The sequence below is a fragment of the Phaeodactylibacter luteus genome, assembly GCF_007993045.1.
GTDB lineage: Bacteria > Bacteroidota > Bacteroidia > Chitinophagales > Saprospiraceae > Phaeodactylibacter > Phaeodactylibacter luteus.
In genome coordinates this window covers 1-25581 of record NZ_VOOR01000013.1, presented here as the reverse complement: position 1 = coordinate 25581, position 25581 = coordinate 1, and the positions used below count along the sequence as shown (strand labels likewise).

Below are 25581 nucleotides of genomic sequence, written 5' to 3'. Positions count from 1 at the left end.
AACGGAGAATTTTAACACTTTTTAACAAGGGTTTTTTCTGCAAAACCTGCTGTGCAAAATACTAAAAAGAAAGCCAAACAAGGGCCGTTTGCCCTCATCGGTACTGAAGCAATATACAGCTTTTTTCTGCCAATTGTTCCCTTCAGCGGCAGAATTTTCTCCAAGCTGACCCGCGCTCCTTTCTGGCCTAGCCCGCAGCCGCCCCCGTCCTGCCTGTATACGGCCCTCTAGAAAGATCAGAAAGAGCAAGGGCAGGCTTTCAGAGTATCACTAAATGATACAATGGCGGTCCACCTTTGCCCCGGAAACAAGGGATCGCTATGATCCGCAAACCGAAAACCAAAATCTATTGATGATGAAGCAGCTTTTTGTTTTGGCCGCGGCTTTTTTTTGCGCCAACTTTGCATTTGCTCAGTCCCGGCTCGGGAGTACAGCGGACGAAATACGCGAAGAATTCTCTGACCCCACCTATCAGCTGGAAGATGGGGCGACAGATGGCGGCCGCCCTTTCATCAGGGTTGAGATGGAACGGTCGAGTGTGATGTACCTGCTTGACGATGAGGATGTTTGTGCGCTTACATTCATTATCCCGGAAGACCCTGGGGCGCTGAATGGCCTGGTAGAGGAGTACAACAACAGGTACGTCATCATTTCTCCCACCGAATGGAGGATGTACGGCGATTGGGGATATGCCGACATCACGCTGGTTTTCCCGGAAGATGGCAAGGCCTATTTCATCTGGGACTAAGCCCCTATGGCACGAGACAAGAGCAGGGCGGCAATGTGCAAAGCCCTTCAGTCAGGTTGTCCTGCTGGTGAGAGGGCCTCTGTTTGCTTTGCGAGATGGGCCTACCCCTGCCTGAGGGCAGGGGTCGCTATGCTGCGGGGCTCGCTGCCCGCTCGGCCCCTCGCCCTACAGGCGTCGGGTCTGGCCTTCGGCCACCCCTTCGCAGCGCTAGTCCGCTGCCATCAGGAGGCCGAAGCCTGCGCCTTTTGGGCTATGGCCATACAAGAGGCTGATTATTGTACAACTGCCCATTTGCCCCCTTCGCTATTCGGTACCCGCATGGCCTCTTTTTTCGCGTAGCGGCCGGCGGCACCTTAGTGGGCTGAAGGGCGAAAGCTGATAAAATTCAAATCCACCATCCTGTTATGTCTATCACCAATGAGATATTTGTCAAATGATTTGCAGGGGCAGGCCCTTGTAGCTGCATTGTGCCACTGTAGCTCATTCCTGTTGCTGGCCAAAGGTTTATGTGCCTTGCCTAACCAAAAACTGCAGTTTGCAGACCGATTGCTAATGTCCCAACACGCTCTATGTACAAGATCACCCGCGGCCAGAAAATGCTGGTCATGCCCGAAGGCGAAGAAGCGTACCTGTATTTCGCACGGATTGAAACCTGCAGTCAGGATCACCGGTACGTCCGCCTTGCCCTCACAGGTGAACAAGACGGCCCAACCATCTACATCGGCCTAAAGAGAAGCCATTAGAACACCTACGCGCCTCTTAGCAGGCCGTGGCTATTCATATTTAACACCAAAACATACATCATGAGCAAGTACTATTTGATGTCGCAGATGAAATCTACAGGGACCGCATACCTGTGTTGGTTCCTCATTGGCTGCCACTACGCTTACCTTGGAAGGTGGGGGCTGCAGATCCTATAGTTCTCCAAGGCAGGATTTGTGCAAAGTTGACGCAGGTATTTTTTTCGCTCGCAAGGCGAAAAACGCAGGCATAGCCTCAGCTACGGCGAGGCTTTTCAACGCAGCGAGCGGAAAAAAGAGCAAGTCAAAATGCATTAATCTCGCCTTGGAGAACTATATATATTAGATTACTATTGGCGGATTGGGCATCTGGGCGCTGTTCGACTTATTTCACATCCCGGCCAAGGTGGACAATCACAACTATAAAATTGCTGAAAAGATTGAATTCCTAGAGGGGGATTCGGCAGGGGCGAGAGGGGAGGACCGGCAAGGCGGTTATGGCCCAAGTGATTTCGTGTAATGCCTGCGCCGCTGCAGGATCGGGCTACGCCTAGCTATTGCAGCCTCATCGGGTTTACAATAGGATTGGACTAGCGCTGCGAAGGGGTGGCAAGCCCGACAGGGCCGAGCGAAGAGCGAGCCCCGGAGCATAGCGACCCCTGCCGTTAGGCGGGGGTAGGCCCCATTTTCCTGACAGGGGGCGGGCGGTCAATTGGCCATGTGGCAGTTGGATGGAAATGCCATACGGTAGGCTTCAAGATTGGGGGATATCGTGCCGGCAACAAGGCTGAGGGGTAGAGGGGGGGGCGTATCACTGCGTTCCCTCCATATACTGGCCTGCTGCCAATTTCAGTCTTTCCGCGATCTGCTGCCTTAGCCAAGAGGGCTGCTGTACCACGGCATCCTCTCCCATAGAAAGCAGCAGCCGCTCCAATTCAATATTGGGGATTACCCGGATAGAGAGGGTGGCGTAGGCGGCTGTCTGCTCCAGCAGCTTTTGAGAGTGGTGGATGGGCTTGGTGATCAGGTATTTAGCCCGCAGCGGGGCCACTTTGATACGGACCTCCTCCAACTGACGGCCTTCAGGGATGCTCACCCCGATCACCGGGTCAAAATAGCGTTTAGGGTGGAAGCCCGGCTGTAGGTAAAACTGTTGCAACAAATATTGCTCTGCATGCTGAATGCGGTCAAGGGCAAAGGTGCGGATCTTCTGATATTTGTGGCTGTAGCCGATCAGGAACCACCGGCGGTTGTATTCCCGCAGTATATACGGGCTGACCACCTGCCGGGTAGCGGGCTCTTCAAAGGGTTGGTATTGCAATGCGATGCACTGCCTTTTGATCACTGCTTCGTACAGCCCTGAAACCCATTGCTGCCCCTTTACCTGTTGTGAATGGCTGAACACGACTGCCGGCAGCTCAGCGGGCGCCCGTTTCAGCTTCAATCGTTCTGCGATGCGGTCGGCGAGCGTCGACAGACCCTTGTCCAGTTCGAAATAAGGGGCAGATTGGATAAGCCCCAGCGCTTCTTCCAGCAGGTGGATATCTTCTTGGTACAGCGGCAGTTGGTCGAGCACATAGGAGGCATCAGCATACCGGTAGGTTTTGTGCTTGGCGTCCCATTCAATCGGTGCGCCGAACCCGGCGGGCGGTTCCGCTTTCATCCTTTTCAGGTCGCGGGAAACAGTGAGCACAGTATAATTGCGATCCAGGTCAAGGTGTTCCCAGGCTTGGTCATTGCAGGCAGCCGCAAGCGTTTCGCGGGTCCACTGATAGCTGCTCTTCCTCAGGCAGCTGTCGATGACCCTTATCCTGAACATCATTTCCTGGTTCATTTCGCCTAATATTTTATGCTCAGGGCGTGAAAATAAGGAATCTCATTTTGAATATCACCAATTGATATACCAAGATGATAAATTGTGCCGCAGAAAAAAATGTAAAGTTGTGTAACAATGAGCGATAAAAGTCGTAAAATTACCTGTGAGCAAAACACAGCGGCGGTCTGTGCCCCCCAATACCCGGTGTGCCCCGCCTGCGGCAGTTGTTGTGCGAGCGCATTCCCTGACCCAATGAAAACGCCTATATGCCAAAGGTACGCTATCTCAAGGTGACATTCGCCAACCCTATCCTGGCCAGGGAAGCTCCCTGTTTCCGGGCTTCGGTCATCGAAGCCACCGCCCGGCAGTCGGCCCTCTTCCACAACCATACCCCGGACAGCGGCAGCATCTATCGTTACCCGCTCATACAATACAAGCCGCTGTTCAAGAAGGCGAGCATCATCTGCCTCAACGAAGGCACCGATGACATCCACTATCTGTTCCAGCGCCGGGACCTGTCCCTGCGCATCGGGGACCGGCAGGAGACGTTTCAGATCGAGGACATCCACCTCAACTACTTCAACGTGCAATGCTGGCAGGGGCAGCTCGAGTATGCCCTCAAAGACTGGCAGGCCCTCAATCAGGACAACTATCAGCGTTTCCAAGCGCTCGGCACCGAAATCGAACGCTTGCAGTTTCTGGAGAAGCTCCTGTTGGGCAATATCCTGGCTTTCGCCAAAGGCATCGGCTGGTGCCCGGAAGGGGCCCTGCAAGTACAGATCTCCCGCCTCAAAGGCAGTCGTTGGCTTCCTTACAAGGGCCGCAAAGTCCTTTGCTTTTCGCTGAATTTCCGCTGCAATGCGAGCTTCCCTAATTTTATCGGCTTGGGCAAGGGCGTGAGCGTGGGGTTTGGGAGTTTGCTTGAAATAAGGGGTAAGAAGCTGGGAAGTATGAAATATGAAGTGGGGAGTGCGGGGTTTGAAATTTGAAATAAGAAGTTTGAAATAAGAAATATGAAGTTTGAAATAAGAAATATGAAGTTTGAAATAAGAAATATGAAGTTTGAAATAAGAAATATGAAGTGCGAAATGGGGGATATGAAATTTGAAATGGGAACCACGAACAGCCATGATTTACACAACCACTAACAAATAACAAATATGGAGTCGATCACTTTTCATTGTAAGGTTATTACGCCTATGTTTTTGGCAGGGGCGGACGGGCAGACGCCGGAGCTGCGGGCGCCGAGCATCAAAGGTGCGATGCGGTTTTGGTGGCGGGCTTTGAATGGGCATTTGGGGGTGGAAGAGATGAGGAAGAGAGAAGAAGCCATATTTGGAGGTACGAATACGGGGGGGAGGAGTAAAGTCACAATTCGTTTGGAGGAAGGAAATATTAAAACTGGATCCCTTCCTGACACAAAAGCTGACAAAGAGCAGCATCCTGGTCTTCAATATTTGTGGTATACAATACCTATGAATAATAGACCAGGAATTTGGGAAGGTAATTTCTCCGTTCATTTATCTTCTCTTGAAAGCTTAGCCTTAGAAGAGGCGGCTCTTAGTTTTTGGACGCTAGCTAATTTTGGAGGCATAGGAACGCGTTCACGAAGGGGTGGCGGTTGTTTTAAAATTGATTCTATATCAGGGAATAGTTCAATTGAATTTGAATTTGTTCAATCTGGATCAGAGTCGCTGGTGAGACATCTAAGAAGAAACATAGACTTTTTAGCCAATAGATTTGCCTTCACGAGAGATTTTAATCCTGGTTCCTTTACACCTTTTCCAATGCTACATAATGCGCAAATACATGTCTTGCAAGATTCGGAGACATTCGCGCTAGGCGCATTAGAAAGAATTGGGAGGTTATTCAAAGAGTTTCGAGAAAGACTACAGCCAGACTACAATGAAGTTAAGAACTATATAGTATCTGGGACTTTTCCAAAACAGATACAGAGAGTTGAATTTGGCCTTCCTTTATCTTTCCGATACACTAGCTTGGATAGATACGGAAAAGCAGGTGCCAATGTAAAAACTACAAAAAGAGAAATTGATCGTAGCGCGTCAAGTTTGATAATACATATAAATGAATTTAACGGTAGGTATTATATTGTTATTACGAATTTCGCATCCTCTTTACTGCCTGAAGGCGTTGACCTGAAGCTTGTTACTCCAAGAAAGAACCTAAATCAATACAATCAAAAAAGACCGGCCTTTCTAAATCAACCCTATCAAGGAATAAAAGAATCTTTTACTTCAACGATAAGAACTGAAATACTATGACCTACCTCTTCCTCTTCGCCATAGGTCCCGTGCAGAGCTTCATTGCGCAGGCAAAAAATAGAACCAGCATCGTGCCCTCTGAAAACAAAGCCTAAAAGAATACTAACATGAACAAGATTACTTTTCATTGCCGAACCATCAGCCCTATGTTCCTAAGTGGGCCTGATACGGACGAGGCCGAGCTGCGTGCGCCTAGCATTAAGGGGGCGCTGCGGTTTTGGGCCAGGGCCATCAGCTTGGGCTGGCCCTATGATAAACAGGGGGACGAAAGCCATAAACGGCTACTAAAGCAGGATGAATCTTTGTTTGGCGGGGTGACGGAGGCGCATGGGCGGAGCTTGGTGGAGCTTAGTGTTCGGTGTGGGGAGATAGCGCAATACCCTGCAACTTTACTTCATTTGGATGAAGGTGGGAAGTACCTGTTTTATAGCTTGGTTGCAAAAGGGTATCAGGTTGAAAGAAAATATATTGCTGAGGATTTCCCATTTGCAGTCGTACTGCGCAGTAAAGAAGAGGGTGCATTGAGAAAAGCAGCAGCAGCATTTTGGGTGCTGGCTCACTTTGGGGCTTTGGGCACTAGGGCGCGGCGCGGTGCTGGCGCATTCCGAGTCGTTAAGACAGATGGGGACGCCTTGCCTGAGGCACTCCGTTTCAAGCCTAATGCGGAATTAGGGGCTTTCTTGAAAAAAAGCATTGCAGTTGTACATGACATATTTCAAGTTAGTGAGGATAGCCTCCGTTCTGAAAACTACAGCACCTTGGGCAATGCGTACCTGAGTAGCGAAGCTTTCCCTTCTTGGGACAAAGCACTTGATGCTATCGGCAGCATTATGCTTAAGCACCGAAAAGCGATTCCAAATAAGGATCGTTCTCGCCGTAAGTTCACGATGGAAACGCTGAATCAGAAAGCTGCTTTTGGTTTGCCCATCAGTGTACGCGATGACAACAGCGTTAATTTTCAGGAAACAGAGAACGAGAAGTACTCAAGGCGCGCCTCGCCTGTATCCATTACTTTACTGAAACACAAAAATCAGTTTCATTGGATGGTTACTAAGTTAGAAGGTAGGCTTATACCTGAAGGGGTTGGCTTCGAATTTCATAGTAAGAACCCAAAGGCTACTTGTGAGAAAGACCACTTCTGGACTGAGGCTGAACTGGCTCTTCTGAATTCGTTCTTTGAGAAGTTGAAGCTTAAATCTGTACCAATCAAAACCCTCATAAGATGACAGAGCAATCCAAAACCGCCATCCAAGCCTACTTCAAGGAGCAGCCGGTGCTGAAAGCTTGGCTGTTCGGCTCCCACGCGGCGGGCACGGCCACAGAGGGAAGCGATATAGACCTGCTCGTGATACTCGATCACAGCAAGCCTATCGGCCTACACTTCGTGCAAATGATATTGGACCTAGAAGACTTACTGCAGCGCAAGGTGGACCTCGTGCCTGAGGAAAGCCTGTCTCCCTACATAAGGCCGTATGTGGAGGCCCAAAAACAACTGATTTATGAAAGGGAGGATTAGTGACGATGCACGGCTGAGACATATAGCGGAATCGGCTACTCAACTGACAACATATACACAAGGGCTAGATTATGAAACATTCGCCAAGGACGAGGTGCTCGTATTGGCAAGCATACGTCTCCTAGAGGTTATTGGTGAGGCGGCTTCCCGCCTCAGTGAAGAGCTTCGGGAGGATGCTTCAGAGGTGCCTTGGCGTAAAATAATTGGCCTTAGGAATGTACTCATACATCAGTACTTTGAGGTCTCCACAGCTTTGGTTTGGGAAATCATACAGTATGATCTTCCAGACCTTCGTTCCAAGATTCAAAAACTAATAGCAGAATAACAGTACCATGTCCAAAACCACCCCATTCTACCTCCGTACCCTTTCCGCCCTGCACGCGGGCAGCGGCAAGGATAACGGCCTAGTAGACCTCCCCATACAGCGGGAGCTCGTCACCGGATACCCCAAGATCGAAGCTTCTTCCCTCAAGGGCGCGCTGCGCAGCCGGGTGGAGCAGTTGGGCGCAGACGCTACCCAAATCCACCTCGCCTTTGGCTATGATGACCAAAGCATGTACGAAGACACAAATACTGACTTTTCCGGTGAGGGCAGCGCCAATGCCTACGCCCGCTACTTCGCCGGGGCCCTTACCTTCACCGATGCGCGCATGCTGCTCTTTCCAGTCCGCTCCATGTGGGGGGTGTTCGCACAGGCGACTTGCCCCTATGTGCTGAAGCGGCTGGCCGAAGACCTTGAGCGGGCAGGGCAGGGGAGTGGCTTGATGAGCGCTTTGGATGGTATGGCCTTAAAAGAACGCCAATGCTTGCTGCCAAATAGCTGCCCCTTGCAAAAGGGCGGCAAGGTCATTCTCGAAGAGTACCTTTTTAAAGATGAAGACGGAGGCCAAGGCCAAGCCATAGCCAATGCCCTAAAGACCGCTACCGGCCTCGACACTACCCGCCTCATCATCCTGCCTGATGATGCTTTCGGCGACTTCACGCAGCTCTTCACCGAGCGCATGACCCGGAATAAAATCGGAGACAACGGTGTGGTTGCCGACGGCGCCCTCTTTACCGAAGAGTACCTGCCCGCCGAGGCGGTGCTCTACAGTCTGCTCATGGCCGAGGCGCCCCGGCAGCCGAAGGGGGAGAAGAATCTGGCTTTACCTGATGATTTCAAAACAGAAGACCACGTCAGCGACTTCATCACCGAAGATTGCTGGGGAGGGGATGATACCCAAAAAGTCCTCCAAATCGGCGGCAACACCACTATCGGCAAGGGCATAGTGGAGCTCACCTTCAAAACCACCAACCCATGATCGGATTCAAAAGCATAGCGGACGAGCGGCTGGACTTTGCGTTAGAGCGCGTGCAGGAGGTCATAAAAGCTGCGGAGTTGGGAAAAGGCGACAAAGAGGACCCTCGGTTGAAGCTAACACCTCAAAAGAGGAAAGAAGAAAAACTCACCCCAAGTGAACTCGCCAAAAACTACCACCAATACATCAAGTCCTTCGGCATGCTCGTGCTGAACAGCGGCTTGGTGGCCGCCCTGCTCTTTGCACAGGGCAAGGCGAATAAAGGGGATAAAAAAGCTGAAGCTTACAACCTCATCATCGAGCACCTGACCAAATGGCTAAGGTGTAGCGGTTATTTAGAAAAGGTGGATGACGAGTGCGAGAATATCCAAAATGTGCAAGACCGGGAGAAAGAAGCACAGAAAGCTAAAAATTCCATCCAACAACTCTACAGCAAAAATAGCCCCCACATCCGCCAAGCCACCCGCGAAGCCCTGGCCTTCCTCCAAGACCTCAAGCGCGTGGCCGACGCGCGATTGCAAAAACCTGAAAAAACCGGAAACGATGGCAAATAATTTATTCAAAATAGACCGTACCGCACTGCCAAGTGATACGAAAAAAGCAATAGGGGCTGAGAAGCCCGAGAACTTTGCTTTGCTATTCAACCGGATGGGGCACTTCGCAAAAAAGGAGGAGCTGAGGCAAGAATTGGAAATTGACAAACTTTTGTCTCAAGAAATCAAATTCCACTTCTTCCACAAGACCCGGGACAGTAAAATTAAACAAGATTACCTTCTTGATTTGACTACAGAATGGTCATTGAGCGGCGCTCAAAAGGAGAGATACAAGAAATTTAATAATGAATATGCCAAGGCTATCCAATCTCTTTGTCCAAGCATTGAGTCTTTCTTACTAAAAGCCGAATGGCGCATCGCCCTCGGCATGGGAAATGCCTCCGTCTACGAGAACGGCTTCACCTTCCACCCTACCTACGGCATGCCCTACCTGCCCGGCAGCTCGCTCAAGGGGATGACGCGGCACTGGGCTAAGGCGGAAGGTAAGGATAAAGAGGGTACGGATTACCTGAAGATTTTCGGTAATGAGCAAGATGGAGACAAAGACTTTCAGCAAGGTCAAATCATTTTCTTCGATGCCCTGCCGGTAGCGCTTGAGGAGAAGATGGTGCAGCCCGACATTATGAACAACCACTATCCCGATTACTACGAAGGCAATAAGCCCCCCGCAGATTGGCTCAGCCCCCGCCCCATCTTCTTTCTGACGATGAAGGGGGTGTCCTTTCAGTTTCACCTCGGGTACATCCCGGGTGCTGAGGAAGAGCAAAATAAGCAACTGCTCAAAACCGCTAAAGAATGGCTGGAAAATGCACTAAAAGAAGCTGGCGTAGGCGCTAAGACGGCCGTGGGCTATGGGCGTATACGAGGCGAGGATGATGAATATATCCCACCGGAGGAGCCCGAAGAGAAGCGGGAGCCGCAGTTTAAAGAAGGGCGCACTAAGAAATTTAAAAATGGAGATAAGTTTGAAGCAGTAGTGACAAAGCCTGGCAGACCAGCTACGGCCACTGTTTATGGCTATGAGGATAAAAAGCATCCCAATATCCAAATCGCTGGAAGGACAAATACGCTAAAAGTAGAAGACATTATCAGGGTTACTATCCAAGCAGGGAAACAAGGCAAAATCATCTCTTCTGCCTCATTAGACGGCATCATTAGCTAATCAGAAAACCATGACTCAACCCACCCCAACCCACTTCTTCATCTTCTCCCTAGGCCCGGTGCAGTCCTTCATTGCGCAAGCGCGCAAGGCGCAGGACCTGTACCTCGGCTGCCGCATGGTGTCTGACTACTGCAGATATGCCGCTTTGACTTTTGTGCAGCAAGGAGGAAGTATCCTATTCCCCGAAGTCAACAGCGCCTCGCTCACCAACCGCTTTGTGGGCACGATAGCACTGGAAAATGGCGATACGGGGAAAAACATCGGGAATAAAGTAGCTGATGCCGTACAGGAACGCTTTGCAGCCGAGGGCCTGGCCGTCATCGAAGCTGCCCTGTGCGGCAAAGGACTCGACCAAATCAAAGGGCTGAAGGAGCAGCTCGAAAACCATCTGCAAACTTACTGGATTTTCTCCCCCTACGATGAGGAGCACTATGCCGAGCGCTACCGCGAGGCCGAGCGCGTCTTTGGCATGAGCAAGCACCTGCGCACGCCCAAGACCCTGGCCTACCAAGGCGCATACGGTAACTATGCGGGATTTGAGCAGGGCTTCCTGGGCGAGACTGGCCGCAAGTGCATCGTGGACGGCGAGCGCAACGTGAAGGTCTACCGGTGGAGCGAGCAGGATATAGAGCAGTATAAAACCGTGGGTGCGCTGTTGCGGAACAAACTGTTTCTATGCCGAGAGGAAGTGGTGCTTGTAGGAAAATCTGGACAAGCTGATGAAGGGGCTTTTGTTGAAATCAACAACGTTCCGCCAAAGTTCATCCAAGATGGCGAAGGGCTCTCGGCAGTCAGCTTGTTCAAACGCTGCTACAAGCCGGATGAGGTTGAGGGCGCAGTGGAAGATAAGTCGCAGTGGGAGGCGCTATACAATAAGCCAGACTTTTGGGAAGCCAAGTATTCAGCAAAGCGTTACCTCCAAGAAATAGAACTGCCCACCACCGCAAAAACAGCTTTATTGGATACCCTCAACCGGATGGAATCGGAAGCCGCAGCCAATGGGCTGGATAACGTCCGGGCGAAATTCAAGGTCTTGGATGAGTTGGTAAAAAACGCCCGACCGGAGGATTTTGGGAAAAGATATCCAAATTATCGAGCAGAAGACGAGGAACTCTACTTCGATGACAACCACACCGAGAGCTACTTCAAGAAGTACAACTTTGACGTGGGGAAACTTGAAGAAATCAGCAAGGCACACAAGAAGTTCAAGGCTGCGCTGCCTAATACGGACGATTGCAAAGCTGCCCTACACCCCTACTACGCCCTAGTCGCCCTAGACATAGACGGGCTGGGCAAGCACCTGCAAAAGGTAGATAAGGCAGGCCATGTAGAAACGGCCAGGTATCTCCACCAATTCGCAGAGGAAGTGACCAAACTGGTAGAGGGTGGCAGCAAAGGCCGCGTTCTCCACGCCGGGGGCGACGATTTCCTGCTCATGCTCAACCTGCATGGATTATTCGAGCTGCTTGAGCATATACAAACGGAATGGAACAAGCTGGACACCGGCCTGACCTACTCCACATCCATCATCATGGCCCACTACAAGTCGCCCCTGACCCGGGCGGTGCAGACCACCAAGGCCGAGCTAAAGGCCGTCAAGGCCCGCTTCGATAAGGAGGGCAAGGACGGCATCGCCTGCTGCTTTATGGCGAAGAGCGGGGCGGTCAGCACGAGCTACTTTAAACAGGACAAACTGAACTTGCTGCGGCAGTTGTTCCAAGCCTTGCAGCGGGGTGATTACTCCCCGCAGTTTATCTTTCAGTTTGCTTCCAATATGGAAACGCTAGGGCTGGGCGGGGAGACGGATGCTAATGAGCAGGAGCAACTCCGCAATTACGCCCTGCGCGAGCTGAAGCGGCTGCTGTTACGGGCACGGGACAGCAGCCGGGTCAAATCCCCCAAGGAAGAGATGGACTTCGACGGGCAGTTTTCAGACTTGCTGTTCGAGCAGCTCCGCGAGGGGCGCACCCACTTCGACCTGCCCAACTTCCTCCAATTCTTGAAAATGGCCGAGCTGGCCGCAAAACACACCAATCTATGGCCATAGGATACCTCAAAATAACGCCCTTCGACGGCCTGTTCTTTGGCAAGGGCCGCCCCTTCAGCATCGGGGACGAGAGCTGGACGGAAGCCGAGCTGTTGCCGCCGCCGGGGGTGGTTTGGGGGGCGTTGTTCTCGCAGCTTTGGTACAGAGACAACAATACACCGCTTGATGCCCTCAAGATTGGGCGTATCATGCTGCTGGGCGAAAACGTCATGCATTGCTATTTGCCAGCGCCGCTCGATATGTTCATGGAAGAGGAGGCGCGCCGCCATCACCACAATTTTCACTGGCAGGATGAGCATGGCTTCATTACCAAGCGAGAAGGACAGAACGTACTGCTGAAGCCCCTGACCGACGAGAAAGTCGAGCTGCCCGAAGGCTACTTGCTATCTATGGGCAGCTTGGAGGCTTATATGGGGGCACATGAAGACTTCAACACTTTGGAGCTTTCTAAAGTACAGGAAATAGTTGGGCAAGAATTCAAAATCGGTATTGGGCGAGACGCACACCGCAGGACAGCAGAAGAAGGCAAGCTCTATACTGTGCATTTTTCCCATCTGCAGCCGGGCTACTGCTTTTTGGTAGAAGCAGCGTACCCGGATGATTATCCAGATTCGGGCATACTGAAATTGGGCGGGGAGGGGAAAATGGCGCGGTTTGAGAAAGTCAAAGAGCAGGAGGCAGATGAACTCAAAGCGGTCTTTTCGCTTCGATTGCCAGCGCAGAAGGCTGACTTTTTCAAACTCTACCTCACTTCGCCTGCCTATTTGGATGAGTACGGCCATCCAGCATTGCTCAAAGACAAGCCCTTTAGGGTAGAGGGCGGGGTAACGGGCAAGCCCTATTTGCTCGGCGGCTTTGATTACAAGCAGCGTCGGCCGAAGCCCATGCGCTACGTCGCTCCGGCGGGCAGTGTGTACATTCTTGAGTACACGGGCAGTGCAGGCTCCATAAGTACACAGCAAGCACAATCCGAATTAGGCTATGGCGAGTACGGCCAAGGCTATAACCAATTTGAAATCATACCCTACGATGGCGACAAAGAATAAAAGTAAAAGCAATAGCGCTGACAACAAGCGCAATACGAACCAATGGCAGCAAACAATTGCCCAGGAATATACCTACTGCATGATTTCCACCCTCAATCAGATGGTGAATTACCTGCCTATGCTGCTGTTCGACTTTCAGCAGCCCAAGATGTACCTGACCTTGAAAGGTGTGCCAAATGAGGCGTTTGACAAATGCTTGTTCGACACTTGCAAGAAGCTTAAAAATGAGGAGAAGGGCACACGTTTTGATATGCCGTCAAGCAAAGAAGAGCTAAGTGACATTAATAAAATAGGTGGTATAAAGAAGCCCTTGGGAGACAAAGCCAAAGGCAAAAAAGTCCTTTGGAACATCACCGGCGGGCAGCGCCCTATCCTGCTGGCCATTTTCGAGCTATTGAAAGAAGAAGAGCGCAAGGATGACGTCGTAATGTACTTGGAAGGGAATAATGCTCAGCTCGTATGGATGAAGGTCGAAGACCAAAAGCTTGTGCCTATTCCTGCCTCTGAACACAAGTTAGGAAAGTACAAGTTAGCGCATAATTTACACTTGCTCACCATCCCCATCGCCCTAAGGCTGATGGGGGCTGATGTAAGCACATATGCCTCCCGTAAGTTTGTCCCGCATGACGCCCTCAAAACCATCGCCCAAAAGTATGAGAAGCCTGAAAACGAGCTTTTCAGAATGCGTATGCTTTCCCTCAATAAGAAATTTACCGATAAAACTAAAGCGCTGAAGGGACTAGTCAAATATGAGGAAGTTGACGAAAAGAAGCTTTATTACTTTGAAAAGGAGTATACCATAAATGGCAAAAAGCAGCTTGTACGTTTCTACAACAACAAAATTTGGAAAGTAGAGGCTAAGCTCAAAAGCTACTTGCTTAAGGATGGAGATGACAGCTATCTCAGTCAAACGGAGTATGAGTTCTTTACCCAAAGCAAAAACTACAAAGAACGCACTTTCCCCTTTGGGCATTTGCTGGAGGATTTGTTTGGCCAAAAGGTTTGGGAGGCTTTTGGAGACAAGGTAGCGGAAATGGCTTGTAATGTAAGACTCTACAGCCTGGAGGAGGATGTGGATGAGCAAACCGACGAAATAGACATCATCCTGCTCACCAAAACCGGCCAGCTAGTCGTATTCGAGGTCAAGAGCGGGGGCATGAGCGGCGACGTGGCCAAGAGCACCAAATACACCACCTACGCCATAGCCGGGGTATACGGCAAGCCGGTATTGCTGACCGCCTTGCTGAAAGCGCAAGTATCCAAAGTGGGTGAATTAAGCAAAGTATGGCCCTACGACACAAGCGCGAAGGCCATCCGCGCCGCCAATCGCGCCCAACTGCCTATCATTGCTTTGGATGGGCATGAAAACAACAATTTTAAAGAAGCCATCGAAAAACTCTTGCGACCATGAGCGAGCACACCCACCCCTACTTCCGTGCCCTACTCGGGCTGCGCACCCTCAGCCCTCTGCACGCCGGAGTGCTGGGCGGCAACCACATCTTAGACCGGCCGATAGACAGGGAGGTACATTCTGGCTGGCCCAAGGTCAGCAGCGCGGCCCTCAAGGGGGCGCTGCGCGAGCAGGGCATAGCAAGAAGTGGCCATGCGGCCAATCTTTTTGGTGTAGAAGAATCTGTATTCGAGGACGAAAATGGAAATAAGCAAAAAGTAAGGTACGGTAAGGCTGGCCTACTCTCCTTCACAGATGCCCGGCTGTTGTTGTTCCCTGTGCGCTCGGCCCGGGGCGGCTGGGCTTGGGTGAGCTGCCCTAGCGTGCTGAGGCGCTTCCGAGAGGAGGCCGGGCTAGCAGGCTATGATGTGGCGCAGCCGGCGGTTGCCACCTTCTACCAAGCTTTTGCAAATGCGATCAATGACAATGCGGTATACGCAGGCAAAAACTTGGACTTAGGAGACAAACTGCTGCTGCACCACCACGTATTCGGTCTAGATACCCGCATAGACAAAAGCAAGCTGGAAGACTGGCAAAAAGCCATGCCCCTGCTCAGCGATTTGAACGATTTTTCGGAGCGTCTGGCCATCGTATCCGACGAGAACTTCACGGAGTTGACGAGGCTGTACACAGAGGTCTCCACTCGCAATAAAATTAAGGACAGCACCGGCGCTACGGGCGGTGGCGCTCTCTTCACCGAGGAGTACCTGCCGGAGGGAGCGCTGCTGTACGCCTTGTCGTTTTCCATGCCTAACTCCACGCACAAGGAGGTAGCGGGCATGCTGGACAGTACCCCCAAGACTTTGCAATTGGCTGGCAATGCCACCTTGGGCAAGGGGCAATGCGTCCTGAGCTGGCACTTTTCCTCTTCACCGCAAATACAAGCCGTATGAGCATCAAGACAGATAATAGGAGCATTGCGCTACGGGCCCTGAGCGCATTTCAAGCTTTTGAGGAAGAATATATGAGGCAAGAGCAAGCCGCGAATGCCGAAATGGCCAAGCATCTTCTTAATGCCGTGCAGCAGGCCGGCCTGGAGCTGGGCACTCAGGGCTTGAAGCGCTGCATGCTCTATGTGAGCGGGCAGATGGTTAAAGACGGAGAAAAAAAGGATAAGCAAAGCAATGGCACTGACCACCAAGCGGACAAGCCGGACGGAGAGGGAAAGAAAAAAGACGGAGATACAGCCAAGAAGTTCGGTTTGCCGCAAGCCTACCTCCGGCTTTACGAGCAGATGGCGCAGTTCGTGGGCATAGACCCAGGGAGTTTTCAGTATTACATACTCGCCGGGGCAGATTGTAATGCTATCGCTGAGTTGGAAGCTCGCCTGGCTTTTTTCCTGTTGTGCTTGAAGCGCCTCGCAACTATTGCCTACGTTGAAAATAACACCAAGGAAAATGGCAAAACGGATAAGAGCTAAAGGGCAGAACCCTAAGGATGAAGTTCAACAGGCACGTTATAAGCTTTATAAAAATGCCATAGACCAAGCTGTTGCCGCCAAAGGCAAAGGGCTTTATTTAGAAGGGATCACATTATTTGAAAGTTTGATAACAGACCGGCTTGAAAGCTTGTTGAGCAGAGTCACAGGACAAGAGGTGAGCTTCAAAACGTTGGGTTTTCTGATCAGGCTCGTCAAGGATCAGCCGCATGCTTTTTCGGACGAATTCTACCTGCTCGTCAATAACGATCTAGACGCTTGGAGAAAGAAGCGGAACCGAGCCTTGCATGAGTTGGTTAAGCTGGAAGAAGGGAAAATCGAAGGGTGGGAAAACCGTTACAGTGGATTGGAAACTACCTATGAAAAGGGATATGAATTGTTCCGTCAAATTGATAAAGCCATCCGGGAAATGACTAAATAGTCCAACAGGCGATTTGCAAAACCTCCTTTATGACTTCCTGATCATCAGCTTATTTCTGAAGGTTTAATTCTGCAACTATTGGTTGCAGATATCAACCCACCACGGCATAGGCGCCAAAACCGCCGTCGGCTACGGCTACTTCAAAACGTAGTTTGGTGGAAGAACTGAAAAGCAGGCTTCTGGCGATCGGGCAGAACCTGCAACAGTTGGGGGGGGAGCTAGAGCTATTGAAAACGCCCATACAGGAAGCATTGGAAGCCCCTCATCCTGATGTTGCTCAGATAAAACAGCTGTTGCTCGATGAGCTATATGATGCCGTATTGTGGGGGGCGGCCCTGGCGGGGTATGAGGAGCTGCTGGGCAAGCTTGAAAAGTACAACCCGCAAGCGGCTGATTTTACTGTTAAACGCTTCACCATCTGTTAGCAGATGAGGGCTGAACTTTTAGTAGGGCAAAATTGCAATTTGGAACCCGGTGCGTTCCAAATTGAGAAAATTAACTCCATGGCTTGCCAAGCCTTCAGCATTTTGCTTGAAACAGCTGACGAAGCCTTACTGCGTGAAGCACGATGCCGCGCACCGGAAGTGCTCACCTGCTGCCCTGCCTTGATTTCGGCACCCAAAAAGTTTAAGATATGCATTTTGATCTACCTTCTTTACGCCTTGCTATTGAGCAAGCTGACAAACTGGAGCTGTCTGCTTTGCTGACTGACAATTTAGAACTGCTCGACGAGAACAGTCTGTTCTTACTGCTCTCTGAGCTGTACGAACAGCAGGTCGTCAGTCAGTGGAGTGACGAAGAGGTGCTCGATGCGGTGAGGGCTTTTTACAAAAAGTCTCTACAGGGGGATTTTTTCGACCATAGCTGGGGCGATGACGGCAGATACGATGTCATCACCCCGCTCACCCAATCCTGGTACGACGAGGCTGGCTTTTGGCTCGATGTGTTGTGCTCCGAGCAACAGGAAAGGAGCAGAGCGTGCCGGCTGGAAGGGCTTCGGCTGCTATTGGTGCTGATCGATCAGCTCGATGAAGAGGAGATACTTGTCCCGCATGATACTTTGGGGGAAGAGAATGTAGCGTCCCGCTATGATTATCGGGCGTATTTCCGTCAATTACCACAATAATCAACCATGCCACGCAAAATCCTACTTTCTTTCCTGGGCACCAGCAATTACGAGCCCGTCAGCTATTACATTGAGCGCCGGGCAGCGCAGGCCCCCCTGGAAAAGTACGTGCAGAAGACGATACTGAACCATCTGTCCCCTGTCTTTACGGCGGAAGACCATGCGTACATCTTCCTGACCGATGAGGCTAGGGCGGGCAATTGGGAGAACGATGGCCATTATGACCACAGGGCCAAAGCGGTCATCCCCAATATCGGGCTGGCTCAGCAGATCGAAGCTGAGTCCTATGCCTTTGGCGTAAGCCCGGTAGATGTGGATGGGGAATCGGAGCCCCAAGCCATCTGGGCTACCTTCGAGCGCGTGTACGAGTGCATACAGCCTGGAGATGAGGTCTACCTGGACATCACCCATTCCTGGCGCTACCTGCCGATGCTGGGCATGGCCCTGCTCAACTACGCCAAGGTGCTGAAGGGCATACAGGTCAAAGCCATTTACTACGGGGCTTTTGAGCAGCTGGGCAATGTTTTTGAAGTCAGTCAGCGGCCTATGGAGGACCGCCCCGTGCCGGTGCTCGACCTGGTCAGCTTCTCCGACCTGCAAGACTGGACGGTGGCGGCCGATGATTTTGTGCGCGATGGCAATGCCGAGCGCCTTTCCCTGCTCACGCAGAAGAACATCGCGCCCATCATCAGGGAAAGCCAAGGGCAGGACGCCGTGGCCAGCAACTTGCGGGACATTACGCACGGGCTGGAGGAGGTCATCAGGAAGATCACCACCAACCGGGGCCGGGAGATATGGGAGTACAACTTCGATGGGCTGTACTCGGCTTTGAACGCTTTTTCAAACGAGCAGAGCTACATCAAGCCCCTGAACGGGGTGATGGACCACATCAAGTCGAAGGTGGCCCCCTTCCGCAATGGGCAGTGGCTGGAGGCTGTGAATTGGTGCATCGCGCACCGGCTGGTGCCTCAGGGCATCACACAGCTGCAGGAAGGCCTCATCACTTGGCTGTGCGGCTATTATGCCGAAAAGGGCTGGGGGGAGGCCGGCTACTTTGAGCCTTATCAGAATGGTAAAGGGCGGGACTTCCTGTCTAGTGCCTTACAGCTGATCGAGTTCCCGATGCCGGAGGAGAAATGGCGTGGGCAGCTCGGGCGCTACCCAACGCTTGGCTATCAGGTGATGGAAGATGAGCTGGCGCAGGCGCTGGCCAAGCCGTTCAGCAAGCTTGCTGCAGCCCGAAACGACATCAACCACGGGGGCTATACCAGGAATACCAAGGCGGAGAAGTTTTACAACATCTTGCAGTCGGCTTATGTCGCGATACGGGAAACGCTGCTGCCTTACTTGGGGCAGGAGTCGGTGGGCGGCTTGCTCAACATCTCCAATCATCCTTCCGATCGGTGGGCAGCCCGTCAGCGGGAAACGGCCATTGAGCTGTATGGCTTTGTGAAGGACCTGCCCTTCCCAAATGTAGACCCGGACATGAGGGCGGAAGACATGGACGCCCTGGTACAAGATTACCTGGGGCAGGTGCTGGCCCTGGCCCCGGCAGCCGTCCACCTCATGGGCGAGATGACCTTCACCTTCGCCCTAGTGCAGAAGCTGAAGGCGGCGGGCATCCCTTGTGTGGCTTCCACCTCCAAGCGGCTGGTGGAAGAGCGCGATGGCAAAAAGGTGGTGCAGTTTGAGTTTGTACAGTTCCGGCCTTATTAATCCTGACCGTTATGAAAAAGCAGATCCAACTCACCCCGCATCAGCAGCAGGCCCTGGCCAAGCTGCAGGCGTTCACCAAAGATCCGGCCGGCCGGGCTTTTGTGCTCAGAGGCTATGCGGGCACAGGCAAGACTACCCTCTTGGGGCAATATGCAGCCTGGCTGAAGCAGCAGGGCTTTACCCCGGTGCTCTTGGCGACTACCGGCCGGGCGGCCAAGGTGCTGCAGGGCAAAACGGGCATAGCAGCGCGCACCCTCCACGCTTGCATCTATCAGTTCGATGAAATGGAGGGCCTGCCTGCCGGCGACAAAACGCCCGCCGCAGGGCAGCTGTCGCTTCAGTTTGCGCTCAAGGCCCACCCTGACTACGAAGCCCCGCCGGTCTACATCATTGATGAGTCGTCTATGATCCCCAATATGGCGCTGACGGGCGGGCAGATGGCGCGGTTTGGCTCGGGCCATTTGTTAAAGGATTTCCTGGAGTTTTCGGAAGGCCACCGGGTAGTCTTTGTGGGGGACCCCTGTCAGCTGCCGCCGGTGAGCAAGGAGACGTTCTCGCCGGCGCTGAGCCCGCGCTACCTGCGCGACAATTATAGGGTGGCGGTGCAGTATGCAGAGTTGAGCGAGATCATCCGTCAGGGGCAAGACTCGGAAATCCTCCGGCTGGCGGGGCGGTTCCGTGCCGACATCGTAGCCCGGCGGTTTGTGAAGTGGCCGAAAATCGGCCGGCCGGCTGGGCAGCAGGCGCACTTGTACAAAAACGAGCACGAGCTGGTGAGGGGCTATATGAAGTACCTCGAGCGCAAGGCGTACGATGAGGCCCTGATGATCACGAATGCCAATGGGCATTGCCGGCGGCTCAACCACAAGCTGCGGATGCAGTTGATGGGCAACAAGAACCTGGTGCCCGGGGAGCTGCTGATGGTGGTGCAGAATAGTTATAAAGTGCCTTTGACCAACGGCGATCAGGTGGTAGTCAAGCGGGTGGAGCTTGCGGGCAAGCGGGCGGGGCTGAATTTCCTGAGGGTGCGGGTGCAGGAGGTGGGCGGTGGCGCGGAGCATGATACCCTGCTGATCCGGGAGCTGCTGTACAATGATCATCCTGGGCTTACGCCGGACGAGAACCGGAACTTGTTGATCGATTTTGATGTGCGGATGAGGAAGAATGGGGTGAAGCGCAAGTCGAAGTCGTATGAGGAGGCGATGCGCACGGATGCTTACCTGAATGCGCTGCGGGCGAAGTTTGGCTATGTGATCACTTGCCATAAAGCGCAGGGCGGGGAGTGGCCTAATGTGTTCTTGAATGTGCAGAAGTCGGTCTTTGTGATGCCGAGGGATGCGTTGTACCGCTGGTTTTATACGGCTATGACGAGGGCGAGCGAGCGTCTTTTTTTGCATGATGATTTTTGGGTGGGGGAGGTATGAAATGGGAAGTGGGAAATATGAAATGGGGAAGTATGAAATAGGAAATAGGGAAGGGGAAATGGGAAGGATGAAATGGGAAGTATGAAATGGGAAGTATGAAATGGGAAGTATGAAATGGGAAGTATGAAATAGGAAATGGGAAATGGGAAATAAGAAATAGGAAATGGGAAATGGGAAATAAGAAATAGGAAATGGGAAGTATGAAATAGGAAATGGGAAGTATGAAATAGGAAGGGGGAAGTATGAAATGGGGAAATAGGAAATGGGAAGTATGACATGGGAAATGGGAAGTATGAAATAGGAAATGGGGAAGGGAGAAGTGAGGAAATGAGGGGCCTACCCTTCCTGACGGTGCGGGTCGCTATGCTGCGGGGCTCGCTGTCCGCTCGGCCCTATCGGGCTAATACCCCTTCGCAGCGCTAGTCCGGGGGCAGTGCAGGGCTGCCGAGGGCGAGGCCAGGGATAGGGAAGATTAAACTTGATTAGCAAAACAAATAAAACCTATAAGTTATGAGTGATGGAGGGCTACAAAGGCGGACGAAGCAATTTGCGTTGGCTGTGATCCGGTTTGTGCAGGCGTTGCCGAACCAGAAAGTGTATTGGGTGATAGGCGATCAGCTGCTCCGCTCGGGGACTTCGGTGGGGGCCAATACGCGGGCGGCGCACCGTGGGCGCAGCAAGCGGGAGTATGCGGCCAAAATCGGCATTGTGCTGGAGGAAGCGGATGAGAGCCTCTTTTGGCTGGAGATACTGGAAGAAGGCGGGCTCTGCCCGCAGGTATTGCTGGAAGACTTGCAGGCCCTCAAAAAAGAGGCGGATGAGCTGACGGCGATATTTGCGGCATTGCACCGGAAGTTCAGGTAGCAGCACTGCCGGGCTGCGCAAGCGCTGTGGAGCAGTGCCCGCAGGGCAGACCGCAGGGCCGAGCGGATAGCGAGCTGCGGAACATAGCGGCCCCGCGCATTGGGGGGCTGCCTTGGGCGGGGTGCGCCCTGTGAACCTTTAAAAATTGGAGTATGCATATTGTGTTGAATTCTTATGGGACGTCGTTGCAGCGGGAGCAGGGGCGGTTTGTGGTGTATACGCAGGAGGGGAAGGACTATATCGTGCCGGGGCAGGTGAAGACGATCACGGTGAGCAAGGGGGCTAAGGTGAGCTCTGATGCGGTGTTGCTGGCCATTGAGCATGAGATTGACCTGTTGTTTGTGGATGGGCAGGGCTCGCCGAAGGGGCGGGTGTGGAGCGTGAAGTATGGCTCGATTGCGACGATACGGAGGAATCAGGTGGAGTTTATCTTCAGCCCTAAGGCGGTGGAGTGGGTGAAGCAGCTGCTGGCGTACAAAATGGAGACGCAGATTGCAGTGTTGCTGACGTTGGCGCCGGCGGGGGAGGAGGGGGAGCGTAGGGTGCAGCGGGCGATCAATGCGCTGGAAGACCACAAGCGGAAGGTGCTGCAGCTGCAAGGCGAGGTGGTGGCGGATGTGGCCCCTTCGCTGAGGGGCTGGGAAGGGGCGGCTTCGCGCCGGTATTTTGAGGCTTTGTCGCTGGCATTGCCGGAGGCGTATCAGTTTGGGGGGCGGAGTCAGCACCCGGCACAGGATGCGTTCAATGCCTTATTGAACTATGGTTACGGGATGCTGTACGGCAAGGTGGAGGGGGCGCTGATCAAGGCAGGGATCGATCCTTATGTGGGGGTATTCCACCGGGATGATTACAACCGGCCGGTGCTGGTGTTTGATGTGATAGAGCGGTACCGGGTGTGGGTAGATTATGTAGTGCTGCAGCTGTGCCGGCAGGAGGCTTTCCCGGAGGAGTGTTTTGTGGAGCGCAACGGTGGGATATGGCTGGAAGGCTTGGGCAAGCGGATCTTGGTGCAGTCGGTGAATGACTATCTGGCGGAGGTGGTGCCGCTGAAGGGCGTGGAGCGGTCGCGGGCGGTGCACATACAGCAGTACGCCCACCAATTGGCGAAGTATTTTCAAAGCAGCAGTTTATGATGCAGTTACAGTATGGCAGGGACATAACAAGCGTGAGCGAGCAATTGCAGAAGGTGCCCTTGGAACGGCTGTACCAAGGCATACGGCACCCGAAGCAGGCCCTGTCCAATCAGGTGGAGCGGCTGCGGCTGTTGCGGGCGGTAGATGAGCGGGAGTACAGCCGGCTGAAGCGGGGGCTGCCTTACTTTGTGTGCGGACATTTCCACCCGGCATTCCGGCGCAAGGAGCACTTTAGCAGCATAGAGAGCTTTGTCATTGACCTCGACCATTTTGAAGGCTCGGGGCTAGAGCAGGAGGCGGTGGCCGAGCGGCTGCGGGCCGATGAGCGGGTGCTGATGCTGTTCACTTCGCCCAGCGGCGACGGGCTGAAGGTGATGTTCCGGTTGGCGGAAAAGTGCTTTGACGCCGGGCTGTACAGTTACTTTTACAAGGCCTTCCTGCAGCAGCTGGCGGCCCAATATGAGCTGCAGGCGGTGGTGGATTTGCGGACGCATGATGTATCGCGGGCCTGTTTCCTTAGTGTCGACCCCAAAGCCCACTTCCATGCCGGAGCATTGCCTATTGTGCTGGAAGACTACTTCGACCGCAACGCCCCCGATGCGGATAGGGCGGTGAGGGAAGGGGAGCGCGAGCTGGAGCAGGCGAAGTCAGGGCAGGAGGCCCCCAAGCGCGGAAAGGGCGAGGGGCCGACGGATGAGGTGCTGGACCGGATCAAGCGGCGGCTGAACCCCCAATACCGCCCCAATCGGGCGAAGGCCGCCCCTTATGTGCCCACCGAGGTGGAGGAGGTAGTGCCTCAGATCAGGGAAGTGCTGGCTGCGGAAGGCATTGAGCTGCAGGCGGCAGAGCCCATACAATATGGCAAAAGGCTGCGCTTGGCGGCTGGCGCGCATCTGGCGGAGGTGAACCTATTTTACGGCAAGAGCGGGTTTTCGATAGTGAAGACGACGAAGACCGGCACGAGCCCGGAGCTGGCACAGTTGGCCTATCAGCTGATAGGCGGGCTGTTATACCCTGCGCCCTGATGGCCCGGCCAAAGAAAGTGGCCTATGACCTGCGCGAGAAGCTGCGGCTGGTCATGGAAGCCGGGCTAGGGCCGCAGCCGGAGGGCGGCAACGCGGGCAGCCCGTGGGAGGATATGCCCGTTCTGAACGACCGCATACGGGCCATACTGCAGCTGGTGCGGCGGCCTTCTGAAAACACTTATGACATGGTATACCTTGTTATGTACGATATCGAAGACGACCGGGTGCGCAACCACATTGCGAAGTACCTGTTGTCGAAAGGCTGTATACGGATACAGAAGTCCGTCTATATGGCGCGGACGCATCAGAAGGTGTTTGCGGAGATCAGCGATGCGCTGAAGGATGTACAGGCCGCATACGACAATCACGACAGCATACTGCTGGTGCCGGTACAGTCGAGCACGGTGGGCAGCATGAAGATCATAGGCAAGGACATACAGGTGGAGTCGTTGACAGACCCGCCGAACACTTTGTTTTATTGACCGGGCAGCATTTTTTTGGGTTTTTGGGGAACGATGAATGCAAAAAGGTTGTATATTGCTGTAGTGCCGGCGGGGCAAGCAGCCCTAGCTTGGCTATACTTTTTGTTATCAGATCAGATGGTTTTAAAGGAAAAACCCTTGTTAAAAAGTGTTAAAATTTCGAGTTCTTTGACATTAAGTATTTCATTTTCAGCCAGTTGTGGAATATGCTGTCAGAGTACCTATCCAGTCCAGAGTAGGATTAAGACAATCATGTCGGTCAGTATTCACCCAACTTAGTGTCGTCAGAGTACCTATCCAGTCCAGAGTAGGATTAAGACGGTCTTTACCATTAATGTCAGTACGACCACCGTTGAGTCAGAGTACCTATCCAGTCCAGAGTAGGATTAAGACACTCTCCGTACTCTCCCTCTCTGACAGTCAAGGCTGTCAGAGTACCTATCCAGTCCAGAGTAGGATTAAGACAGGGTCTTTGCCCAAGTAATGACATACTGTCTGGAAGTCAGAGTACCTATCCAGTCCAGAGTAGGATTAAGACTGGATGATGTTTAATTTTCATCAGTCTACTAAATGTCAGAGTACCTATCCAGTCCAGAGTAGGATTAAGACACTTCAGTGAGAACTCTGTAGCTTTGTATGGATATGTCAGAGTACCTATCCAGTCCAGAGTAGGATTAAGACCTTTTCGCAATACAATGTAGATTATATCTACAATACGTCAGAGTACCTATCCAGTCCAGAGTAGGATTAAGACAGAGGTCCTACCTAGACCCGCTGCAATTTCTTTAGTCAGAGTACCTATCCAGTCCAGAGTAGGATTAAGACCAGGTTAGCTTTTATGTACTGACCCGGAGCTACAGGTCAGAGTACCTATCCAGTCCAGAGTAGGATTAAGACATACGTCTTTCAAAATCATCACAAAGACTCGTAGGTCAGAGTACCTATCCAGTCCAGAGTAGGATTAAGACCTAGCAGGCCAGATTGCAATGTAATCTGGGTTGTCCGTCAGAGTACCTATCCAGTCCAGAGTAGGATTAAGACAGTTTGTCAACGTCTTAGGCAGCTTTCTGCTCCTTGGTCAGAGTACCTATCCAGTCCAGAGTAGGATTTCCCGCTCAAGTGACACTAAGGCTCCTTCGTCGCCAAGTGTCACTAAAGAGCGGGACTGCACAGCGCTAAGCTATTGCCATACAGCTGTGCAGAAGGTTATTCAAGTTAAGCAGCGTCCAGTCCAGAATGAGCGAGCGAAATTGGGCGCCAGCCCAATCGAATGCCCAGTGGGCATTCGGCGGA

At 52.5% G+C, this 25581-nt stretch carries 25 protein-coding genes and 1 CRISPR repeat array; of the genes, 24 read left to right on the top strand and 1 reads right to left on the bottom strand.

Translation table 11 applies throughout. From position 1 onward, the window contains the following. Window positions 1-352: 352 nt before the first annotated feature. Both FRY97_RS07960 and FRY97_RS22305 read left to right on the top strand, forming a co-directional pair. Complete coding sequence (locus FRY97_RS07960; RefSeq protein WP_147166921.1) at window positions 353-748, top strand: hypothetical protein; 396 nt, start codon at window positions 353-355, stop codon at window positions 746-748. Window positions 749-1317: 569 nt separating this feature from the next. Further along, window positions 1318-1491 (top strand): hypothetical protein, encoded by a 174-nt coding sequence (locus FRY97_RS22305; protein ID WP_170254547.1) that lies wholly within the window; start codon window positions 1318-1320, stop codon window positions 1489-1491. Window positions 1492-2299: 808 nt separating this feature from the next. Here the strand turns inward: FRY97_RS22305 and FRY97_RS07950 are convergent. Next, window positions 2300-3322, bottom strand: coding sequence for a helix-turn-helix transcriptional regulator (locus FRY97_RS07950; RefSeq protein ID WP_147166920.1), 1023 nt, complete (start codon window positions 3320-3322; stop codon window positions 2300-2302). Between the two features lie 248 nt (window positions 3323-3570). Here FRY97_RS07950 and FRY97_RS07945 point away from each other — a divergent pair, with 248 nt between their 5' ends. From FRY97_RS07945 to cas2, 22 genes are all read left to right on the top strand, one after another. Beyond that, window positions 3571-4293: a CRISPR-associated endonuclease Cas6 gene (locus FRY97_RS07945; protein WP_147166919.1), complete on the top strand. Its 723-nt coding sequence runs from the start codon at window positions 3571-3573 to the stop codon at window positions 4291-4293. 171 nt (window positions 4294-4464) lie between these two features. Beyond that, window positions 4465-5586, top strand: a complete 1122-nt coding sequence (cmr1, locus tag FRY97_RS07940; RefSeq protein WP_147166918.1) for a type III-B CRISPR module RAMP protein Cmr1 — start codon at window positions 4465-4467, stop codon at window positions 5584-5586. Window positions 5587-5693: 107 nt separating this feature from the next. Then, on the top strand, window positions 5694-6812 hold the full coding sequence (gene cmr1 / locus FRY97_RS07935) for a type III-B CRISPR module RAMP protein Cmr1 (RefSeq protein WP_147166917.1): 1119 nt from the start codon (window positions 5694-5696) through the stop codon (window positions 6810-6812). Next, the gene (locus tag FRY97_RS07930) at window positions 6809-7102 is read left to right on the top strand and encodes a nucleotidyltransferase family protein (protein ID WP_147166916.1); all 294 of its coding nucleotides are present in this window, start codon (window positions 6809-6811) and stop codon (window positions 7100-7102) included. Before cmr1 (FRY97_RS07935) ends, FRY97_RS07930 begins: the two co-directional genes overlap by 4 nt. Then, the gene (locus FRY97_RS07925; protein ID WP_147166915.1) at window positions 7086-7427 is read left to right on the top strand and encodes a HepT-like ribonuclease domain-containing protein; all 342 of its coding nucleotides are present in this window, start codon (window positions 7086-7088) and stop codon (window positions 7425-7427) included. The genes FRY97_RS07930 and FRY97_RS07925 overlap by 17 nt, the downstream gene beginning before the upstream one ends. A gap of 7 nt (window positions 7428-7434) precedes the next feature. Beyond that, window positions 7435-8403 carry a type III-B CRISPR module RAMP protein Cmr4 gene (gene cmr4 / locus FRY97_RS07920; RefSeq protein WP_147166914.1) on the top strand — a complete coding sequence of 323 codons (969 nt, stop codon included), beginning with the start codon at window positions 7435-7437 and terminating at the stop codon, window positions 8401-8403. Next, window positions 8400-8954: a type III-B CRISPR module-associated protein Cmr5 gene (gene cmr5, locus FRY97_RS07915; RefSeq protein ID WP_147166913.1), complete on the top strand. Its 555-nt coding sequence runs from the start codon at window positions 8400-8402 to the stop codon at window positions 8952-8954. Before cmr4 (FRY97_RS07920) ends, cmr5 begins: the two co-directional genes overlap by 4 nt. Further along, window positions 8944-10116, top strand: coding sequence for a type III-B CRISPR module RAMP protein Cmr6 (gene cmr6, locus FRY97_RS07910; protein ID WP_147166912.1), 1173 nt, complete (start codon window positions 8944-8946; stop codon window positions 10114-10116). Before cmr5 ends, cmr6 begins: the two co-directional genes overlap by 11 nt. 10 nt (window positions 10117-10126) lie before the next feature. Further along, complete coding sequence (locus FRY97_RS07905) at window positions 10127-12163, top strand: Cas10/Cmr2 second palm domain-containing protein (RefSeq protein ID WP_147166911.1); 2037 nt, start codon at window positions 10127-10129, stop codon at window positions 12161-12163. Continuing rightward, a complete protein-coding gene (gene cmr3 / locus FRY97_RS07900; RefSeq protein ID WP_147166910.1) occupies window positions 12154-13209 on the top strand; it encodes a type III-B CRISPR module-associated protein Cmr3 in 1056 nt (351 codons plus the stop codon). The genes FRY97_RS07905 and cmr3 overlap by 10 nt, the downstream gene beginning before the upstream one ends. Continuing rightward, complete coding sequence (locus tag FRY97_RS07895; RefSeq protein WP_147166909.1) at window positions 13193-14620, top strand: hypothetical protein; 1428 nt, start codon at window positions 13193-13195, stop codon at window positions 14618-14620. Before cmr3 ends, FRY97_RS07895 begins: the two co-directional genes overlap by 17 nt. Continuing rightward, window positions 14617-15552, top strand: coding sequence for a type III-B CRISPR module RAMP protein Cmr4 (gene cmr4 / locus FRY97_RS07890; protein ID WP_147166908.1), 936 nt, complete (start codon window positions 14617-14619; stop codon window positions 15550-15552). Before FRY97_RS07895 ends, cmr4 (FRY97_RS07890) begins: the two co-directional genes overlap by 4 nt. Further along, window positions 15549-16079 carry a hypothetical protein gene (locus FRY97_RS07885; RefSeq protein WP_147166907.1) on the top strand — a complete coding sequence of 177 codons (531 nt, stop codon included), beginning with the start codon at window positions 15549-15551 and terminating at the stop codon, window positions 16077-16079. The genes cmr4 (FRY97_RS07890) and FRY97_RS07885 overlap by 4 nt, the downstream gene beginning before the upstream one ends. Further along, window positions 16057-16518, top strand: a complete 462-nt coding sequence (locus FRY97_RS07880) for a hypothetical protein (RefSeq protein ID WP_147166906.1) — start codon at window positions 16057-16059, stop codon at window positions 16516-16518. The genes FRY97_RS07885 and FRY97_RS07880 overlap by 23 nt, the downstream gene beginning before the upstream one ends. A gap of 155 nt (window positions 16519-16673) precedes the next feature. Further along, window positions 16674-16943, top strand: coding sequence for a hypothetical protein (locus tag FRY97_RS07875; protein ID WP_147166905.1), 270 nt, complete (start codon window positions 16674-16676; stop codon window positions 16941-16943). 209 nt (window positions 16944-17152) lie between these two features. Beyond that, on the top strand, window positions 17153-17644 hold the full coding sequence (locus FRY97_RS07870; protein ID WP_147166904.1) for a hypothetical protein: 492 nt from the start codon (window positions 17153-17155) through the stop codon (window positions 17642-17644). A gap of 6 nt (window positions 17645-17650) precedes the next feature. Further along, complete coding sequence (csx2, locus tag FRY97_RS07865) at window positions 17651-19360, top strand: TIGR02221 family CRISPR-associated protein (protein ID WP_147166903.1); 1710 nt, start codon at window positions 17651-17653, stop codon at window positions 19358-19360. 11 nt (window positions 19361-19371) lie between these two features. After that, window positions 19372-20784 (top strand): ATP-dependent DNA helicase, encoded by a 1413-nt coding sequence (locus FRY97_RS07860; protein ID WP_147166902.1) that lies wholly within the window; start codon window positions 19372-19374, stop codon window positions 20782-20784. Between the two features lie 510 nt (window positions 20785-21294). Further along, complete coding sequence (locus FRY97_RS07855; RefSeq protein WP_147166901.1) at window positions 21295-21648, top strand: four helix bundle protein; 354 nt, start codon at window positions 21295-21297, stop codon at window positions 21646-21648. Between the two features lie 152 nt (window positions 21649-21800). Beyond that, window positions 21801-22781, top strand: coding sequence for a CRISPR-associated endonuclease Cas1 (gene cas1, locus FRY97_RS07850; RefSeq protein ID WP_147166900.1), 981 nt, complete (start codon window positions 21801-21803; stop codon window positions 22779-22781). Next, a complete protein-coding gene (locus tag FRY97_RS07845) occupies window positions 22778-23806 on the top strand; it encodes a CRISPR-associated primase-polymerase type B (RefSeq protein WP_147166899.1) in 1029 nt (342 codons plus the stop codon). The genes cas1 and FRY97_RS07845 overlap by 4 nt, the downstream gene beginning before the upstream one ends. Next, the gene (cas2, locus tag FRY97_RS07840; protein ID WP_147166898.1) at window positions 23806-24288 is read left to right on the top strand and encodes a CRISPR-associated endonuclease Cas2; all 483 of its coding nucleotides are present in this window, start codon (window positions 23806-23808) and stop codon (window positions 24286-24288) included. Before FRY97_RS07845 ends, cas2 begins: the two co-directional genes overlap by 1 nt. Before the next feature lie 211 nt (window positions 24289-24499). Then, window positions 24500-25402: direct repeats of the CRISPR family, unit length 37 nt; unit sequence GTCAGAGTACCTATCCAGTCCAGAGTAGGATTAAGAC. Window positions 25403-25581: the final 179 nt, after the last annotated feature.